Annotated in this window: 17 protein-coding genes; 15 read left to right on the top strand and 2 right to left on the bottom strand. The window is 61.8% G+C overall.

Annotation, left to right across the window (positions count from 1 at the left end):
• Positions 1 to 2: 2 nt before the first annotated feature.
• The 3 genes from KI612_RS13815 (at position 3) to KI612_RS13805 (ending at position 3,040) form a co-directional block, all read left to right on the top strand.
• Entirely contained in the window at positions 3 to 1,547 is a 1,545-nt protein-coding gene (locus KI612_RS13815) for a YHS domain-containing protein (protein WP_226440657.1), read from the top strand.
• A gap of 10 nt (positions 1,548 to 1,557) precedes the next feature.
• Entirely contained in the window at positions 1,558 to 1,920 is a 363-nt protein-coding gene (locus tag KI612_RS13810) for a phenol hydroxylase subunit P4 (protein ID WP_226440656.1), read from the top strand.
• 64 nt (positions 1,921 to 1,984) lie between these two features.
• Positions 1,985 to 3,040 carry an NADH:ubiquinone reductase (Na(+)-transporting) subunit F gene (locus tag KI612_RS13805; protein ID WP_226440655.1) on the top strand — a complete coding sequence of 352 codons (1,056 nt, stop codon included), beginning with the start codon at positions 1,985 to 1,987 and terminating at the stop codon, positions 3,038 to 3,040.
• A gap of 250 nt (positions 3,041 to 3,290) precedes the next feature.
• Here KI612_RS13805 and KI612_RS13800 read toward each other — a convergent pair whose 3' ends face one another.
• Both KI612_RS13800 and KI612_RS13795 read right to left on the bottom strand, forming a co-directional pair.
• Positions 3,291 to 3,866 carry a hypothetical protein gene (locus KI612_RS13800; protein WP_226440654.1) on the bottom strand — a complete coding sequence of 192 codons (576 nt, stop codon included), beginning with the start codon at positions 3,864 to 3,866 and terminating at the stop codon, positions 3,291 to 3,293.
• Between the two features lie 114 nt (positions 3,867 to 3,980).
• Complete coding sequence (locus KI612_RS13795) at positions 3,981 to 4,397, bottom strand: hypothetical protein (protein ID WP_226440653.1); 417 nt, start codon at positions 4,395 to 4,397, stop codon at positions 3,981 to 3,983.
• Between the two features lie 112 nt (positions 4,398 to 4,509).
• Here KI612_RS13795 and KI612_RS13790 point away from each other — a divergent pair, with 112 nt between their 5' ends.
• From KI612_RS13790 to KI612_RS13735, 12 genes are all read left to right on the top strand, one after another.
• Entirely contained in the window at positions 4,510 to 5,508 is a 999-nt protein-coding gene (locus KI612_RS13790) for a helix-turn-helix domain-containing protein (RefSeq protein ID WP_226440652.1), read from the top strand.
• Between the two features lie 106 nt (positions 5,509 to 5,614).
• On the top strand, positions 5,615 to 6,784 hold the full coding sequence (locus KI612_RS13785) for an amine dehydrogenase large subunit (RefSeq protein WP_226440651.1): 1,170 nt from the start codon (positions 5,615 to 5,617) through the stop codon (positions 6,782 to 6,784).
• 1 nt (position 6,785) lies between these two features.
• Positions 6,786 to 7,331 carry a MauE/DoxX family redox-associated membrane protein gene (locus KI612_RS13780; RefSeq protein ID WP_226440650.1) on the top strand — a complete coding sequence of 182 codons (546 nt, stop codon included), beginning with the start codon at positions 6,786 to 6,788 and terminating at the stop codon, positions 7,329 to 7,331.
• Positions 7,328 to 7,945 (top strand): methylamine dehydrogenase accessory protein MauD, encoded by a 618-nt coding sequence (gene mauD, locus KI612_RS13775; RefSeq protein ID WP_226440649.1) that lies wholly within the window; start codon positions 7,328 to 7,330, stop codon positions 7,943 to 7,945. Before KI612_RS13780 ends, mauD begins: the two co-directional genes overlap by 4 nt.
• 3 nt (positions 7,946 to 7,948) lie before the next feature.
• Positions 7,949 to 8,491, top strand: coding sequence for a methylamine dehydrogenase light chain (locus tag KI612_RS13770; protein ID WP_226440648.1), 543 nt, complete (start codon positions 7,949 to 7,951; stop codon positions 8,489 to 8,491).
• The gene (locus tag KI612_RS13765) at positions 8,488 to 8,937 is read left to right on the top strand and encodes a c-type cytochrome (protein WP_226440647.1); all 450 of its coding nucleotides are present in this window, start codon (positions 8,488 to 8,490) and stop codon (positions 8,935 to 8,937) included. The genes KI612_RS13770 and KI612_RS13765 overlap by 4 nt, the downstream gene beginning before the upstream one ends.
• Before the next feature lie 10 nt (positions 8,938 to 8,947).
• Positions 8,948 to 9,388 (top strand): cytochrome c, encoded by a 441-nt coding sequence (locus KI612_RS13760; protein ID WP_226440646.1) that lies wholly within the window; start codon positions 8,948 to 8,950, stop codon positions 9,386 to 9,388.
• A 201-nt stretch (positions 9,389 to 9,589) separates the two neighbouring features.
• On the top strand, positions 9,590 to 11,209 hold the full coding sequence (locus tag KI612_RS13755) for a methyl-accepting chemotaxis protein (protein ID WP_226440645.1): 1,620 nt from the start codon (positions 9,590 to 9,592) through the stop codon (positions 11,207 to 11,209).
• 396 nt (positions 11,210 to 11,605) lie between these two features.
• A complete protein-coding gene (locus KI612_RS13750; RefSeq protein ID WP_226440644.1) occupies positions 11,606 to 12,985 on the top strand; it encodes a DUF1329 domain-containing protein in 1,380 nt (459 codons plus the stop codon).
• Positions 12,986 to 13,017: 32 nt separating this feature from the next.
• Positions 13,018 to 14,643, top strand: coding sequence for a DUF1302 domain-containing protein (locus tag KI612_RS13745; protein ID WP_226440643.1), 1,626 nt, complete (start codon positions 13,018 to 13,020; stop codon positions 14,641 to 14,643).
• Between the two features lie 80 nt (positions 14,644 to 14,723).
• Complete coding sequence (locus tag KI612_RS13740; RefSeq protein WP_226440642.1) at positions 14,724 to 17,117, top strand: efflux RND transporter permease subunit; 2,394 nt, start codon at positions 14,724 to 14,726, stop codon at positions 17,115 to 17,117.
• A gap of 12 nt (positions 17,118 to 17,129) precedes the next feature.
• Positions 17,130 to 18,122: a WD40/YVTN/BNR-like repeat-containing protein gene (locus KI612_RS13735; RefSeq protein ID WP_226440641.1), complete on the top strand. Its 993-nt coding sequence runs from the start codon at positions 17,130 to 17,132 to the stop codon at positions 18,120 to 18,122.
• Positions 18,123 to 18,178: the final 56 nt, after the last annotated feature.

Genomic DNA, 18,178 nt, shown 5'->3' with positions numbered 1-18,178 from the left:
CCATGGATATGAAAGTTGCCAAGAAGCTCGGCCTCAAGGAGCGCTACAGCCTGATGACCCGCGATCTCGCGTGGGACACGACCTACCAGCCGATGGACAAGGTCTTCCCGCAGACGACCTACGAGGGCATCAAGATCCACGACTGGGACAAGTGGGAAGATCCCTTCCGCCTGACCATGGACGCCTACTGGAAGTACCAGGCCGAGAAGGAGCGCAAGCTGTACGCCATCCTCGACGGCTTTAACCAGAACAACGGCCATCTGTCGGTCACCGATGCGCGCTATATCAACGTGCTCAAGCTCTTCCTCGGCTCGACGCCGCCGCTCGAACTGATGGCTGCCCGCGGCTTCTCGATGATGGGCCGGCAGATGAACGGCGCCGGTCCGCGCGTTGCCTGCCAGATGCAGGCGGTCGATGAATACCGTCACTTCCAGACGCAGATCCACTCGATCTCCAACTACAACAAGTACTACAACGGGATGGACGAGTTCGCCCATCAGCAGTCCCGCATGTGGTACCTGTCGGACGGCAAGTCCTTCTTCGACGACGCGATTACCGCCGGCCCGTTCGAATTCATGGTCGCCATCGGCTTTGCCTTCGAATACGTGCTGACCAACATCCTGTTCGTCCCGTTCATCTCCGGTGCCGCCTACAACGGCGACATGGCAGCGATGACCGTCGGCTTCTCGGCCCAGTCCGACGAAGCGCGTCACATGACGCTCGGCCTCGAATGCATCAAGTTCATGCTCGAACAGGACCCGGATAACCTGCCCATCGTCCAGCGCTGGATCGACAAATGGACCTGGCGCGGCACGCGCAAGCTGGCCTCGGTCGGCATGATGATGGATTACATGCTGCCCAAGCGCATCATGAGCTTCAAGGAAGCCTGGGAAATGTACGTCGAGGAAAACGGCGGCGCGCTGTTCAAGGACCTCGCCCGTTACGGCATCACCATTCCGAAGTGCTTCGGCCAGACCATCGAAGAGAAAGAACACGTTACCCACCAGTCGTGGATCGGTTTCTACATGAAGCCGCAGGCGACCCCTTTCCACACCTGGATTCCGACCTCGGACGAAATGGACTGGCTGTCCGAGAAGTATCCGAACACCTTCGACAAGTACTACCGTCCGGTGCTCGAGCATCTCGACGCGCAGGAAAAGGCCGGCAACCGCTTCGACAACAAGACGGCGCCGATGAACTGCCAGGTCTGCGTCAGCACCATGAAGTTCAACGAGCCGGGCGACCCGCTGGAAATGTGTTTCCGCGAATCGATCTACAAGGGTGAGAAATTCCACACCTGTTCGGATCACTGCAAGGAAATCTTCGACAACGAGCCGGAGAAGTACATCCAGACCTTCATCTCCTCGCACCAGGTGCTGCAGGGCAACTGCGAGCCGGAAGGCACCGACGTCAATGCCGCCGACTTCAAGCCGGGCCAGAACATGCTCGACTACTGGAAGCTCGACAAGCGCGCTCTCGGCGATTTCAACGGTTCCGAGGACCAGAAGAACTTTGCCGCCTGGCGCGAGCAGGCCACCAAGAACTAAGGAGACAGCCATGACCATGTTGAAAACCCTCGCGCCCTACGAAGTCAAGTCGCGCGACGCCGTCGAGAACTACAAGGGCCGCCAGCTGCTGTACGTGAACTGGGAACGTCACCGCATGTTCTCGCGTCCCTTCGTGCTCGCGCTGCCGCCGGAAACCCCGTTCTCGGTGATCATCGACCAGTACATGACCGACTGCTTCAGCTACCACCCGGACTGGAAGCAGATCGACTGGAACACGGTCGTCTGGCAGAACGGCAACACGCCCTTCACGCCGGATCGCAACAAGAGCCTCAAGGAAAACGGCATCGGCCACAAGGACCTGATCCGCTTCCGCACACCGGGTTTGGATGGCATCGCCGGCACCGGCTACTAAAAACAGCAGGGCGTCGCGCGGCCAGTCCGCGCGGCAGCCCGGTTTCACCCCGCGGAGATAAAACATGAGCTACGAACTGAGTATCGAGCCGCTCGGCCGGACCATCGAGGTCGAGGACGGCCAGACCATTCTCGATGCCGCGCTGCGCGCCGGCATCTACCTGCCGCACGCCTGCGGCCAGGGCTACTGCGCCACCTGCAAAGTGTGCATCACCGACGGCGAAGTCGACCACCAGAATTCATCGAGCTTCGCGCTGATGGACTACGAGCGCGAAGAGGGCAAGGCCCTGGCCTGCTGCGCCACGCTCGAAGCCGACACCGTCATCGAAGTCGAGATGGAAGTCGACGAGGACGCCCGCGACATTCCGGTCAAGGACTTCCCGGGCGTGGTCAGCCGCATCGAGAACCTGACGCCGACCATCAAGGGCATCTGGCTCAAGCTCGACGAGGCGCTCGATTTCCAGGCCGGCCAGTACGTCAATTTCAACCTGCCGAACGATCTGGGCCACCGCGCCTTTTCGCTCGCCAATTCGCCGTCGACCGGTGACGAGATCGAACTGAACATCCGCATCGTGCCCGGCGGCGTAGGCACCACCTGGATCCACAACGAACTCAAGGTCGGTGACAAGATCACCGTCTCCGGTCCCTACGGCCGCTTTTTCGTGCACAAGTCGGCCAACGTGCCGTCCCTGTTCATGGCCGGCGGCTCCGGCCTGTCCAGCCCGCGTTCGATGATCCTCGACCTGCTGGAAGAGGGCAGCGAACTGCCGATCACGCTGGTCTACGGCGCGCGCAACCAGACCGAGCTGTACTACCACCAGGAATTCCTCGACCTGGCCGCCAAATACCCGAACTTCAGCTACGTCCCGGCCTTGAACGACGAGCCGGCCGACAGCGGCTGGAGCGGCTTCCGCGGCTTCGTCCACGACGCCGCCAAGGCCCATTTCGACAACGACTTCCGCGGCCGCAAAGCCTACCTGTGCGGCCCGCCGGTCATGATCGAAGCCTGCATCACCACCCTGATGCAGGGCCGCCTGTTCGAACGTGACATCTACACCGAAAAGTTCTTCTCGGCCGCCGATGCGCAACAGGTGCGCAGTCCGCTGTTCAAGCGGGTTTGATCGGGTTTTGAGTCAATGAAAAAGGCATCCTGCGGGATGCCTTTTTCACTGTGGGGCGTCGGGGCCTTTTTCAGGCTTTTCTGACTACGGAGTTGCATAAGCCTGACTGGCTCGAATGTGCCCTTTGCTGCCGTAGCTGCCTTTGGAAAGCTGTCGTTCAGGAACGTAGGAGATCACTGGCCTGCGCAGCTTTTTCCGCAGGTCCGATGGATTGATGGGTTGGGCATACACCGAGCTGTTGCATTTATATCTAGCCACAAACAAGTTTTGAAGGGCCGACTTGCTTTAGCGTACGGCGATAAACACCACCATTTCTCCTTTTCTTTTCTTCTACACTCACGTGAGAGGGAAGGTTTTCTCGGTTACCAAAGAGCAGATTTGTTGGGCGTATCGGAAAACTATTGGGAAGTGCTTCTTCTACCCAGCGGCCATTGTGGAACACATATTTTGAATATCTCTCGCATGCCAGCGATACTGCCAATAGGGTATATACGACAGGCCGATCACCGTCGATTTCGATGAGCAATGGAATCTCTGGCCAAGTACTAGGGCTGATCTTTGTGGTTGTCCACTCGATGACTTTGTTTGTGGCCAACGGGATTCCTATAGTTTGAGACCTGGGCTTTGTTCCGCTTCTGTTGGACGCCCATTCGCCGCCGCCTCGCTCATACAAAACCCGTCGGCTAACGGTGATAATTTTCCCATCAGCAAGTACGACATCCTCGGACCACTGCATATCCCCCATGCAACCCGAAAGCACCGCGCAGGTGGAGATCACAAGAACGACAGTTATGTTCCAACGGCTAATCATTCGCATGGTGATCACAAAGATACCCAACAGTGTTTACACGGACGCAGGGGGCCGTATAACAATTGATATTGTGGGTGCCTTATGTGTTGCTCTAAGTCCATTGATTTCAGTCACTTGGAATATTGGCTGTCAGTATAACAACTTCAATATGCCGGACAACTTCCGCAGGGCAATGTCTGCTTTGGGGAAGGGCAAGCAAGTGTCCGCTTCTGGCCGACTGCTGCCAGCCAGTTCGCAGCTAGGGCGGTAATCTGCATCTTCAGCTGATTTAATCCCGGCGGGTAACTCGGTCGGGCTTTTGTGCGCAACGCCTTTGGTGCGTCCCTTGTGCGCTTTCCCCCATTTTGGTGCTTTTCCCCGTGCGTCGTCGTCGCGGCGTAATGCCCAGCGAATTTTCTCCGTAATTCGCCTGCTACCGGTCAACCCCTTGTTTTTCGCGGATTTCGCGGCGAGTCCGATGATTCCATTCGGGTTTTTTGCTGTTCTCGTAAATCCCTGGCCGGGTTTTTGCTGGAAGGGGTCATCCGGATTTTTCTGAGCAGGCACGCAGCACGCGTTGCATGCCGGCGCAGAATTTACGTGAACATATTAGTGAATTTGTTGTACATTAATGAACGAGTTTTGCATTAGTGAATTTGATGGGGGTGGAGAAATGCAAATGAACCTGGGTATGGAATCAGTCGCTGCTCGTGGCGCCGTTCATTGCCGCGCCACTCAGAATTTCGATGTCGACATGCAGGCGTCGGCCTTTGGCTACTCTGGCTGGGGGCAGCGTTACGACCAGTTGTCGTCCGGGCTTTTCCAGGGTTCCATCCACGAAATCAAGCTGCCGGCCTTCACGCTGATGCGTGAAACCAGCAATCGCGTGCTGCTGCAAAAGGGCTGCACGCCGAGCGGCATCTTCGCGATCGGTACCGTCATGGGGCTGGCCGACCATGGCTATCACTGCGGTGAAATCATGCGGCCGCGCTCCGCTGCCCTGCTTGAGCCGAATGCCGAATTCGAGATCCGCACGCCGGAGCGTTTCGATCTGGTGGCGGCGGTTTTTTCGCCGGAAGACCTGTGCGCCAATCTCGACGATCCCAGCGTCAATTTCCGCGAACTCGAGAATGAATTGCTGCATAGCGCGAAGACCATCGAGTCCTGTCATTCCGAGGCGCTGGCTGATTTTCTGCTGCGCGCCTTCGAAACCACCCAGGAGTCGCCGGAGCGCTTGCTGATTGCTTCCAACCAGAAGCAGCTGGCCGAAGAGTTTTATGCCTTGCTGACCGAGACGATCAGTGCCGGGCGCGATACGCAAACACGCGGCCTGTGCCCGAACCGCGAGCGCATCGTGCGCCGGGTGCGCAGCTTTCTTGATGCCAATCCCGAGTCGGCGCTGAGCATTACCGATATCTGCGACGAGGTCGGCGTAACGCGCCGTACGCTGCAGAACGCCATCCAGGAAGTATTCAGCATTTCGCCGCAGCACTACCTCAAGGCGATCCGCCTGAACGGTTTCCGCCGTGCGCTGAAGGCCTGCGATCCGGGCCGCGAGTCGATCGGCGATGTCGCGGCACGCTGGGGCTTCTGGCACCTGTCGCAACTGGCCCAGGATTATCGCCGCCTGTTCGGCGAACTGCCGTCGCAGACGCGGGAGCGCTGTCTCAACGCCTGAATCAACGCCTGAACGGCGTGCTTTTTGCCAATTCTTGATACAGCCTCTCCCGGGGGCTGCCGGATACTGACCTCACACTCCCTAACGAGTCGATCGAGGTCAGAAAATGAAAAAACTCAGGAAGCGGCTCTGGCTGCTGATGTTGCCAGTCTGTCTGGCAGCGCCCCTCGCCGGTGCCCAGGATGGCCGGCCGGCCCCCCTGCCGGAAGAGGAAATGCGCGTCGAGAAGGCGTCTGCGCCGGATGGCAATCGCCTCTATGTCAGCGATTTTGCCTTCCACCACATGGTCGACGGGCGCCTGCACATTGTCGATGGCAAGGCCGGGCGCTATCTCGGCATGGTCAATACCAGCTTCGGCGGGCTGACCACAGTGGCGCCGGACGGCAAGGCGATCTACGTCGCAACCACCTACTACACGCGCCTCTATCGCGGTCAACGTGCCGATGTGGTCGAAATCCACGATCCGCAGACCTTTGCGCTGCTCGCCGAAATCGACATCCCGGCGCGCCGGGCGCAGTCGGCGACTTACCGCAGCCTGCTCGCGCCGAGCGCTGACGGGCGTTTCCTCTACGTGCAGAACGCGACGCCGGCGACCTCGGTCACCGTCGTCGATCTGCAGCAGCGCAAGTTCGTGTCCGAAATCCAGACGCCGGGCTGCTGGTCCATCCAGACCTGGGCGCAGGGGCATCGTTTCTCGGCGATCTGCGGCGATGGCCGCCTGCTCACCGTGACGCTGGACGACAACGGCCAGCCGGTGTCGCGCGAGCGCAGCGAAGCCTTCTTCGATCCGGACAAGGACCCGATCTACATCCACCCGGAAGTGGTCGGCGACGAGCGTTACTTCGTCTCCTACAACGCCAATCTGTACAAGGTCCGCCTGGCCGGCGACAAGCCGACTTTCACGCCGCCGGTGTCGCTGCTCACGGCGCGCGACCGCAAGGAAGCCTGGGTGCCGGGCGGCATGCAGGTCATGGCCCTGCATCGCAACAGCAACACCCTGTTCGTGAATATGCACGACAAGGGGGAGGAGGGCAGCCACAAGTTCCCGTCCAAGGAAATCTGGGCCTTCGACCTCGGCACGCTGAAGCGCACGGCGCGCATTCCGTCGAACACGGCTTCGTCCATCGTCGCCAGCCAGGGCGCCGAGCCTTTCCTCTACTCGCTCAATGTCGAGCGTGGCGAGATCGACGTGCGCGCCATCGGCAAGAAGGGCTATCCCAAGCTGCGCACCATTCCGCGCGTCGGTGACACCGCCGTCTTCATGGAGGTGAACTGAGATGAACGAAGGTCTCTTCCTGTTCGATCCGGTCGTCGTGCATGCCGCGGCGGCAGCGGTCGGTCTGGTGCTGATCGCCGGCGCCAGCGAAAAGCTGCGTGACATCGAGCTGTTCCGCTACGCCGTCGAAAACTACCGTCTGCTCGGCAGCCGTGCCGCCGCCTTGTTCGCACCGCTCTTTGCCGGCGCCGAACTGCTCGCCGGGATCGGCCTTGTCTTCGAGACGACGCGGCCCTTCGCGATGTGGCTGGCGCTGGCCGTGATGCTCGCTGCCACCGGTGGCGTCGCGGTCAACCTGCTGCGCGGCCTCGATCGCATCGAGTGCGGTTGCGGCACCGGCGGCCAGCGCATTTCGTGGGGCCTGGTCGGGCGCAATGTCTGCCTGATCGGCCTGATCGTCCTTGCTGCCGCCGACGAACAGTCGCGCCAACTCGGCGTTCTCGATTACTTCAGCGTCGCCGGGACCATCCTCGCCCTGCTGGCGATCTACGCCAGCGCCAACCAGTTGCTTGCCAATCAACCGCTCTTGAAGGAGTTGCAATCATGATGGACCCCATCGTCCTTTCCCTGGCCATCCTGTGGGCCGTCGTCATCGCGCTGGGCGTCTGCGTCCTCGCACTCTCCCGTCAGATTGGCATTCTCTATGAACGCGTCGCACCGATGGGCGCGCTGATGATGGACACCGGCCCCAAGGTCGGCGAAATCGCCCCGCCAGTCGAAGTTTCCACCTGGGAGGGCCGCAGCCTGACCATCGGCCGTAGCGCCGAGAAGAGCAAGCTGGTCTTCTTCCTGTCGCCGACCTGCCCGGTATGCAAGAAGCTGCTGCCTATCATCCGTTCGGTGCAGGCGCGTGAAAACCGCTGGCTCGACGTGGTGCTCGCTTCCGATGGCGACCGCACCGAGCACGTCGATTTTTACGCCAAGCATCAGCTCGCGGATTTCCCCTACGTGCTGTCGCAGCCGCTCGGCATGGCCTACAAGATTTCCAAGCTGCCGTATTGCGTGCTGCTCGATGCCAAGGGCTTCGTGCGCGCCAAGGGCCTGGTCAATTCCCGCGAGCAGGTCGAGAGCCTGATGACCGCCTATGAAAGCGGCGTCGCCTCGGTGCAGGAACACATCGATCGCCAGCTGCTCGGCGACGTGACCCCGGAGAAGGTGTAAATCATGGATTTCCTCAAACTGCTGGACCGTTTCGCCGAGCGCGGCACGCGCCAGGTGGCATCGAAAACCGGCCGCCGCAGCTTTTTGACCGGCGTCGGCAAGATCCTCGTCGCCAGCGCCTTCACGCTGCCGGTGCTGCCTTTCGACCGCACCACCTCGGCGCTCGCCGCCGACGACTCGCGCAAGAAGAAGGCCGAGCCGACCGATACCGATTGCGACTACTGGCGTTATTGCAGCGTCGACGGCTTTCTCTGCACCTGCTGCGGCGGTACCAAGACGAGCTGCCCGCCGGGCACGACGCCGTCCGCCGTATCCTGGGTCGGCACTTGCCGCAACCCGGCCGACGGCCGCGACTACCTGGTCAGCTACAACGACTGCTGCGGCAAGACGACCTGCGGCCGCTGCGAGTGCAACACCAACATCCGCGAACGGCCGGGCTATCGCCTGGGCGTGCATAACGACATCAACTGGTGCATGGCCAACCAGAGCAGCCTCTATCACTGCACGGTGTCGGTCATCGTCGGTCTGGAAGAGGGGCAGTCATGAAGTTGCCGCGCATTTTTGCCCTTTTTCTGGTGTTGACCGCTGGCGGCGCTTTGGCCGCCGACGGCAAGGCGATCTACGACGCCAACTGCGCGTCCTGCCACCAGCCGGATGGCGCCGGTGCGGTCGGCCTGGCGCCGCCGCTCGCCGGCACCCTCGGCAAGCGCATCACGACGCCGGCCGGGCGCCAGTACGTGCCCGGCGTGCTGATTTCCGGGCTGGCCGGCAAGCTGGTCTCGAAGGGCGTCACCTACACCGGCATCATGCCGTCCTGGCAGCAGTTCTCCGACGAGGAGCTGGCCGGGGTCGTCAATTACGTGCTGACGACGTACAACGCGGCCGAGCTGCAGCCCGGACATCAGCCTTACGTGGTTGCCGAGTTTGCGCAGATGCGTGAAAAGAAGCCCTCTGGCAAGGAACTCAAGGCCTGGCGGGCCGAGTCGGAATAAGGAAAAAAACATGCGTGCCTCCACTCTGCTTGCCCGCTGCCTGGCGATTGCCGGGTTCGCTTTGATCGCGTCCGGCACGGCCCAGGCCGATCCGGCCCAGAAGAATTACCGCCTGCATTGCATGGGTTGTCACCAGGCCGATGGCAGCGGTTCGCCGGCCAACGGCATTCCCAGCATGCGCGGCGAAGTCGGCAACTTCCTCAAGGTGCCGGGCGGTCGCGCCTACCTGTCGCAGGTGCCGGGTACGCTGCATACGCCGCTCAGCGACGGCGATACCGCCGAACTGCTCAACTGGGTCATGAAGAACATCGGCGGGCGCAGCGTGCCGGCCGATTTCAAACCCTATACCGAGGCCGACGTGAAGGGCTATCGCGCCAGCGTGCCGGAAGACATTCCGGGCCTGCGCGTCAAGCTGGTCGGCCTGATCGAGGCAGGACGCAAGGGCGAGTAAGTTCGTCCTTGCATGGCGGCAGCGTCGGCCGGCGCTGCCGCCATTTTTTTGCCCTTTTATTGCCGATTTTCGATAAAGGCGGGGGGCGGCGGCTGGCGATAATTTTCCCCAGCCGGGGCCGATAACCCGGCATTTCGCCGAGGTTCGCCGTCCTGTGCGGAGCTTCGGAAACGAATTACCCCACCACCGGAAGTCGACCGCATGACCATCAAGCTCCGCCTTTGGGCGATCACGCTGCTCTCCTCGCTTTCCCTGCTCATTGTCGGCGGTGCCGGTTACCGCGCCGCCAGCGGCCTGGGCGAGAATCTCGGCGCCATCATCAACCTTGCCGTGCCCAGCATCAAGTTGCTGACCGACAGCGAGCGCGAACTGGCCGGCATCCGCATTGCCCTGCTGCAGCACCTTGCCGAATCCGATGCGGCAGCCATGGGCGAACTGGAGCAGCGCGCGGCGCAGGGCCGGGCGAGCATCGAAGCGGCCCTGAAGCAATACGAGAACTATCTCGATCCGGCGTCCGATATCGACCGTCAGCATCTGGCGGCCGACCGGCAGGCGGTCGACGAGCTTTATGCCGTGATGCAGGAGATCTTTGCCCTGTCGCATCGCGACAAGGCGCAGGCGCGGGCCCGCTTCGTGAGCCAGGGGGCGGCGCGCAGCGCGGCGGCGAGTCTGGCGATCAGCCGTCACCTCGAACTGAATTACCGGCTCTCGGCCGAGTATGGCAAGGAGTCGCTCGACGCCGCCGCGCATGGCATCAATACAGCGGGCGTCATCACCCTGGCCGGCATCGTGTTCCTGCTGCTCGCCGCCGTGCCGCTGATCGGCAAGATCAACGGCAGTCTTGCCACCTTTCACCGGGCGACGACGCGGATCACCAGCGAACTCGATTTCACGACCCGCATCGCGTTGACCGGTCAGGACGAGCTGGGCCTGCTGGCGCGCGATCTCAATGCGCTGACCGGCAAGACGCAAGACAACCTGCAGGCGATTGCCGCCCGCGCCAGCGAAGTCGTCGAGGCCGCCGACGATCTGGCCGCCCATGCCGGGCAGGTCGCTCGTGCCTCGGCGACACAGACCGATGCCGCCTCCAACATGGCGGTGAACGTGCAGCAGATGGCGGCCAGCATTGGCCAGGTCGGCAGCCAGGTCGATAGCGCCGACCGCCTCGCGCTGGAATCGGCCGCCGTCGCTCGCGACGGGCAGGCAGCGATGCAGGAAACGGTGCGCGACATCGGTGACATCGCCTGCACGGTGCGCGACGCGGCCGGCATGATCGACCAGCTCGAGCGGCAGAGCCAGGAAATTGCGCTGGTCGTCGGGGTGATCAAGGAGGTTGCCGAACAGACCAATCTGCTCGCCCTCAATGCCGCCATCGAAGCGGCGCGCGCCGGCGAGCAGGGGCGCGGCTTCGCGGTGGTCGCCGACGAGGTCAGGAAACTCGCCGAGCGTACCGCCGCATCGACGCAGAAAATCAACGCCACCATCGAAGTCATGCATCTCAACACGCAGCAGACTGCCGGGGCCATGCAGCAGGCGGTGCGCCAGGTCGAAGCCGGCGTCGCCCGGGCCGGCAACGCAAGCAGCGCGATCGAACGGATCGGCAGCAGCAGTGCGCTGATCACCGGCATGGTCGCCGGCATCAATGCCGCGCTGCAGGAACAAAGTCGGGCGAGCGGCGAAATTGCCGGGCGCATCGAGCAGATCGCCCACATGTCGCAGGACAACGACCGCGCCGCTGCGGCAACCTCCGATGCCGCCGTGCAGCTCGAAGGGCTGGCCCGCCAGGTGCAGGAAATCGTCGCCAGTTATCGGCTGGCGTAGCGACGGGCAGTGGCTTTATTTGATACGCCTGTAAAACCCCTGATGAAACTACTAAGCAACCGACTAAGCCGCCAAAGAACGGCGGCCAAGTCTCTGCTTATCCCCAGCCCTCCCCTTGTCAGGGGAGGGAGCCCGTCCATGCGCGATTTGGGGTGCTCCTCCCCTGACAAGGGGAGGTCGGGAGGGGTTTTCATCGCCAGTCGGAGAGCGCGAACCATTGCATACCACTTCAGCTTCCGCACGTGTACCCAATCGCCAGGCGCCGTTCTGATCCAGATCAAGAAAAGTTGCCGATTTTTGATAACGGGCAGGCACCCGCAATTTCTACACTCAAGTCATCAATAAGCAGTCCGGGCTCGGCGGGGGTCGCGCCTACTACCTAACCAGGAGGTTCAAATGTTTGAAATGCGAAAAGTGGGCGCAATCCTGACCGCGCTGTTTGCGATCAGTAGCAGTGCGTATGCCGCCAGCGAGGCCGAAGCGGCCAAGCTGGGCAAGGAATTGACCGCCGTCGGTGCCGAAAAGGGCGCCAACAAGGACGGTTCCATCCCGGCCTTCCAGGGCGAAGCGATGACCGCCGGCTGGTCTTACGGCAAGAACCGCGGCGAATTCTGGAAATATCACGCCGACAAGCCACTCTACAGCATCGATGCGAGCAACGTCGACAAGTACGCCGCCCAGTTGTCGCCGGGTCAGGTCCAGATGATCAAGCAGAACAAGGGCTACAAGATGGATGTTTATCCGTCGCGCCGCACCTGCAGCAATCCTGACTTCGTTGTGGAAAACACGAAAAAGAATGCCACCACGGCCAAGATTGGCGCCGATGGCTGGAGCCTGAAGGAAGCCACCGTGCCGGGCATTCCCTTCCCGCTGCCGAAGACCGGTACGGAAGTGATGTGGAACGCCAAGATGAAGTACATGGGCGTCGGTTACGAGTTGCCCAATGTCTATACCGCCCTGTCGCCGCGCGCCGGTTCCAGCGAGTGGATTGCCGCCACCTCGACGCAGACCTATTTCTTCCCGTGGGGCAAGAAGGGCTCCAATGCCTTGTCGTCGGTGCCGCAGGTCGAGTATTTCACCTACTTCACCTACAAGTCGCCGACCGCGCTGGCCGGTCAGGCCCTGGCGGTGACCAACTTCCTCGACAAGACCAACGACGTCTTCTACTACTTCCCGGGCCAGCGTCGCGTGCGCCGCATGCCGACCTACGCCTACGATGCGCCGCAACTCGGCTTCGAGAACCAGTACACGATGGACGAGCCGCGTTTGTTCAACGGCACCATCGAACGCTTCGACTGGAAGCTGGTCGGCAAGAAGGAACTGATCGTCGGTTACAACGCCTTCGGCATGTACGACCCCAAGGTCAAGTTCAACGAGGTCGCCAAGGACAACGGTGTCGATCCGGCACATCGCCGTTACGAAACGCACCGCGTCTGGGTGGTCGAGGCCACGGTCAAGGCCGGCGTGCGCCACGTTGCACCGAAGCGCACCTTCTACATCGACGAAGACAGCTGGTCGCTGGTCGTTGCCGAAGACTACGACGCCCAGGGCAAGCTGTGGAAGCTGCGCGAAGGCTTCGTCATTCCGGTGCATGAAACCGGCGCCTGCGATAACCCGGCCTTCGTCCAGTACAACCTGATCGACAACCGTTACCTGGTCGACCAGAGCTCGCTGGCTGGCGGCAAGGACATGAAGTGGTTCGTCGAAGCCAACGACCCGAAGCTGAAGGAAAGCTATTACACGGCGGACAACCTGCGCGCCATCAGCGATCGCTGATCCGGTCGACACCTTAAAACGGGGGATTTTCCATGCACGGACTTTTCAAGAAAACCGTCGTCGCGGCACTGCTCGGCTACATCGGCAGCGCTGCGGCCTTCACCTTTGAAACCGAGAGCGTTTCCGGCAGTTTCGACTCGACGATCAGCATGGGCATGGGCATTCGTGCCCAGAGCCCGGCCTGTAACCTGGTGGTCAGCGGCGCCACCGGCAGCGGTGCGCCTTCGGGGTGCACGACTGCTTTGGGTGTCGGCGACCAGGGCAATATCAACTACAAGAAGGGTGATGCCTTCACGACCTATCTGAAGGGCACGCACGAACTGCTGGTCAAGTTGCCCGACGACTGGAAGTTCATGGGCCGGGTCAGCTGGCTGAAGGATTTCTCGGCTTCCAACACGACCGGCTACGTCAGTGCGGCGGGCGGGCCGAATGGCTACAGCGCTTCGCTGAGCGATGAAGCCCGCGACGATCTTAAATTCAAGGCACGCGTGCTTGACCTGTGGGTCAGCAAGGAATTCTCGATCGGCGAGCAGCGCGCCCGCGTCCGCGTCGGTAACCAGGTGATCAGCTGGGGTGAGAGTATCTTCCTGCCGGGGGGGATCAACCAGACCAATGCCCAGGACATCATGCGTCTGTCGCAGCCCGGCACGCAGTTGAAGGAAGTCTTCCTGCCGGCGCCCATCGTCAGTTTTGCGACCGGTCTGGGCAACGGCGTCAATGTCGAGGCCTATGTGCAGGGGAAATGGAACGACAGCTATTTCCCGCCGACCGGCAGTTACTGGTCGCAGGTCAATGGTTTGGGCAAGGGCGATGCGGCTTATGGCCTGCCCAAGCGCAACGCCAAGGATTCCGGTCAGTACGGCGCGGCCGTACGCTGGCAACCGGCTGACACGCAGCTGAGTCTGGGGCTCTATGCCATGGCCTACCATGACAAGGTGCCGCAGTTGAGCTTTGCCAATGGACCGGAATGGGTTTTTGCCGAAGACCGCAAGATGTTCGGCATCTCGGCCAATGCGCCGGTTGGTGACTGGTCTATCGGTACCGAGCTGTCCTACCGCCCGAAGGACGCCGTGTCGCTCAATCCGAATCCGACCGGGTGTGCTGGAACCGGTGGCCGCTGCTGGGTGGATGAGCAGAAGTACCAATGGCACCTGACCGGCATGCTGAGCATGACGCCGGGGGATTACGGCGGCATTCTCAAGGCGCTCGGCGGTGCTTCGACTGCCACCCTGATGGTCGAAGGTGTGGCGACTTATTACCCGAAGCTCAAGAAGTTCTATAACGGCGAGATGGTAGCTGCCGGCGTCTGGGGCTGGGGTCAGGAGTTTGCCGGCGGTACCGCCGAACCGGTTGGCGACAAGCTGTCGGCCGGCTACAACCTGGATTTCAGCTGGGTTTATGACGGCAGCCTGATTCCGGGCTGGCAGGTCATTCCGGAAATCTACTTCTTCCACGCCGTCAGCGGTCGTACGCCGAACTCCTCGGCGCTGTTCATGGAAGGGGCCAAGTCGGCCAACTTCATGGTCAATTTCGTGCAGAACCCGGCCAACTGGCAGATCGGCGTCAATTACGCCAAGTTCTGGGCCGGCAAGCGCGTCTTCGACCAGCCGTACGCCGACCGCGACTTCTTCGGTATCACCGTTTCACGCAATCTCTGATGCAGGACGGGGCCGGCCGCGGGTCGGCCCCATTTTTTGACCCAAACCAATAACAAGTACTCCGCAGGGAACAGCTCGCCATGATCAATTTTTTCAGCGTAAATGATGTCGACCGGCATCTGACCCGGTTGCTCAAGGGCCTTGAAGATTTCTGCTTCCGCTTCCGGACGCCCTTCCTGATCTGGCTCGCCGTGTTTACTGCCGGCATGGGCTACTTCGCCTTCCAGCTACGCATGGAAGCCGGCTTCGAAAAGCAGATGCCGACCGGCCACGAATACATCGAGACTTTCCAGAAATACCGCAACGACGTGCTTGGCGCCAATCGCCTCAACGTCGTGGTCAAGGCGAAGCAGGGCACGATCTGGACGCAGGAAGGTTTGAAGCGCCTCTACGACGTGACCCAGGCGGTGATCTACCTGCCCGGCGTCGATCGCCTCGGCGTGCAGTCCTTGTGGACGCCGAACAGCTTCGTCAACGAAATCACCGAGGAAGGCTTTCGCGCCGACCCGCTGATTCCCGGCACCGTGATGCCGGATCAACTGACCCCGGAACTGATCGCCGGCATCCAGCGTTCGGCCGGGCAGGGCGGTTTCGTCGGCACCCTGGTCTCGCGTGACCAGACGAGTGCGATGATCGTCGCCGAGCTGGCCGAACTCGACAAGGACGGCAACAAGATCGACTACGTCGCCTACAACGCGCTGCTCGAAGAATTGCGCGGCAAGTACGAGGATGCCGGCTTCGAGGTCCAGATCATCGGCTTCGCCAAGCAGATCGGCGACATCGCCAACGGCGCCTCGGCGGTGCTCGAATTCTGTGCCGTGGCGCTGCTGCTGACCGCTGCCGCGGTGTACTGGTACTGCCATTCGATCCGCTTCACGCTGCTGCCGGTGGTCTGTTCGCTGACCTCGCTGGTCTGGCAGTTCGGCGCGCTGCGCCTGCTCGGCTTCGGGCTCGATCCGCTGGCCGTGCTGGTGCCTTTCCTGGTCTTCGCGATCGGCGTGTCGCACGGCGTGCAGCAGATCAACTTCATCGTGCGCGAACTGTCGCACGGCAAGACGACTGAAGAAGCCGCCCGCGCCAGCTTCTCCGGCCTGCTGATTCCGGGCGTGCTGGCCCTGGTCACCGCCTTCGTTTCCTTCATCACCCAGGTCATGATCCCGATCCCGATGGTGCGCGAACTGGCGATCACCGCCTCGCTCGGCGTCTTCTTCAAGATCACCACCAATCTGGCGATGCTGCCGATTGCCGCGTCCTACTTCAAATTCACCAAGCAATACGCGCAGGAAGCGATGCTCAAGCGTGACAAGCGGGCGCGCTGGCTGCGTTCGCTGGCCCGCGTTGCCGAGCCGCGCAATGCCGCGATCGTCATCGCGATCACCACGGCGATTTTCGGCATAGCCGTCTGGCAGAGCAGCGACCGTGTCATCGGCACGCTGCAGCCGGGCGCGCCGGAACTGCGTCCGGAAGCCCGCTTCAACCGTGACGCCGTATCCATCTCGACCTCCTACGACACCGGTCTCGACTGGTTGACGGTGATTTTCGAGGCAGCGCCCGAGTCCTGCGAGAACGTCGCGATCGGCATCTACCAGGACCAGTTCGTCTGGGAAATGCAGCACGTCGAAGGCGTTCTTTCGGCCAGTTCCTACGCCGGCCAGCTGCGTACCTTCAACGAGGGTTACAACGAAGGCAACCCGAAAATGGGGGCGATCCCGATCGATCCGGGCAATTACGCGGCGCTGAGCACCGAGATCGGCCGCATGCGCGGTTACATGAAGAAAGACTGCAGCATGACCGCGGTGCATCTCTTCCTGACCGACCACAAGGCGACCACGATCAACCGCGTCATCGACCAGGTCAAGGCCTTCCGCGACAGCAACAAGCTCGACGGCGTCAGCGTCCGTCTCGCCTCCGGCAATGCCGGCGTGCTCGCCGCGGTCAATGACGAGGTCGAGAAGAGCGAAATGCCGATGATGCTCTATGTCTACGCTGCCATCATCATCCTGGTTGCGCTTGTCTATCGCGACTTCCGCGCCGTGATCGCCTGCTGCCTGCCGCTCACGGTCGGCACCTTCATCGGTTACTGGTTCATGAAGGAGCTGGAAATCGGCCTCACCGTCGCCACGCTGCCGGTCATGGTGCTCGCGGTCGGGATCGGCGTCGATTACGCCTTCTACATCTACAACCGCCTGCAGCTGCACATGGCGGGTGGCCAGAGCATCGTCAAGGCGCTTGAGTTCTCGATTCTCGAAGTCGGCACGGCAACCATCTTCACCGCCATCACGCTGGCGGTCGGTGTCGCCACCTGGGCCTTCTCGGATCTCAAGTTCCAGGCCGACATGGGCAAGCTGCTCGCCTTCATGTTCATGGTCAACATGGTCATGGCGATGACGGCCCTGCCCGCCTTCGCGGTCTGGCTGGAAAAACTTTTCCCGCGCAAGACGCCGGTCCGCGCGCCGGGCATCTTCAGTCACTGAGCGGAGTTCATCATGCAAAACAAATCCTTCAACTTCCGTCGTCCGCTCGTCGCCCTGTTGTTCGCTGCCGCCTGTCTGCCGGCCCTGGCCCAGATGCCGGCCGCGCCTGTCCCGTTGCAGGCGCAGCCGGCCCGCCAGTCGGCCAGTGCCACCCTGGCGCCGATGCTGGGTGCCACCACCGCCGGCAAGCGCATCGTTGCAGTCGGCGACTACGGCATCGCGCTGCTTTCCGACGATGACGGCAAGCACTTCCGTCAGGCCGGCAAAATGCCTGTTTCCTCGACGTTGACCGCTGTGAGTTTTGCCGACGAGAAGAATGGCTGGGCCGTCGGTCATTGGGGCGCCATCGTGCATACCACCGACGGCGGCGAGACCTGGAGCATCCAGCGTCTCGACACGCAGGAGGACCGGCCGCTGTTTGCCGTGCATTTCTTCAATGCCGAAGAGGGCGTTGCGGTCGGCCTGTGGTCGCTGGTGCTGCGCACCCGTGACGGCGGCAAGACCTGGGAAACGGTCACCCTGCCGGCACCGCCGGAAGGCGGCCGGGCCGACCGCAACCTGTTTGCGACCTTCGCTTCGCCCAAGGGCAGCCTGTTCGTTGCCGCCGAGCGCGGCGCCGTGCTGCGCAGCGACGACAAGGGCCAGACCTGGCAATACCTGAACACCGGCTACAAGGGCTCGTTCTGGAGCGGCCTCGCGCTGCATGACGGCACCTTGCTGGTGGCCGGCCTGCGCGGCTCGCTGTATCGCAGCAGCGATGACGGCAAGAGCTGGCATGCCGTCGACAGCGGCAGCAAGAGCTCGCTGACCAATCTGCTCGAAGTCGGCGCACGCGTCGTCGGTGTCGGTCTGGACGGCGTGGAAATCGAGAGTCGTGATGCGGGTGCCAGTTTCACCGGCCTGCAACGTGACGACCGCGTGTCGATGACGGCGCTGGTGGCCGGCAGCGGCAACGGCCTGGTGCGTTTTTCGCGGCGCGGCGTATTGGCCGAAGGCAAGCATTGAACGGGTAACAGGTAGTAGCGTGGTGCAGTGCCTGGCGCTGCACCACGGCAACAACA

The organism is Quatrionicoccus australiensis (genome assembly GCF_020510525.1).
Classification (GTDB): domain Bacteria; phylum Pseudomonadota; class Gammaproteobacteria; order Burkholderiales; family Rhodocyclaceae; genus Azonexus; species Azonexus australiensis_B.
The sequence above is the reverse complement of the archived record's forward strand: the minus strand, read 5'-3'. Positions and strand labels throughout refer to the sequence as shown.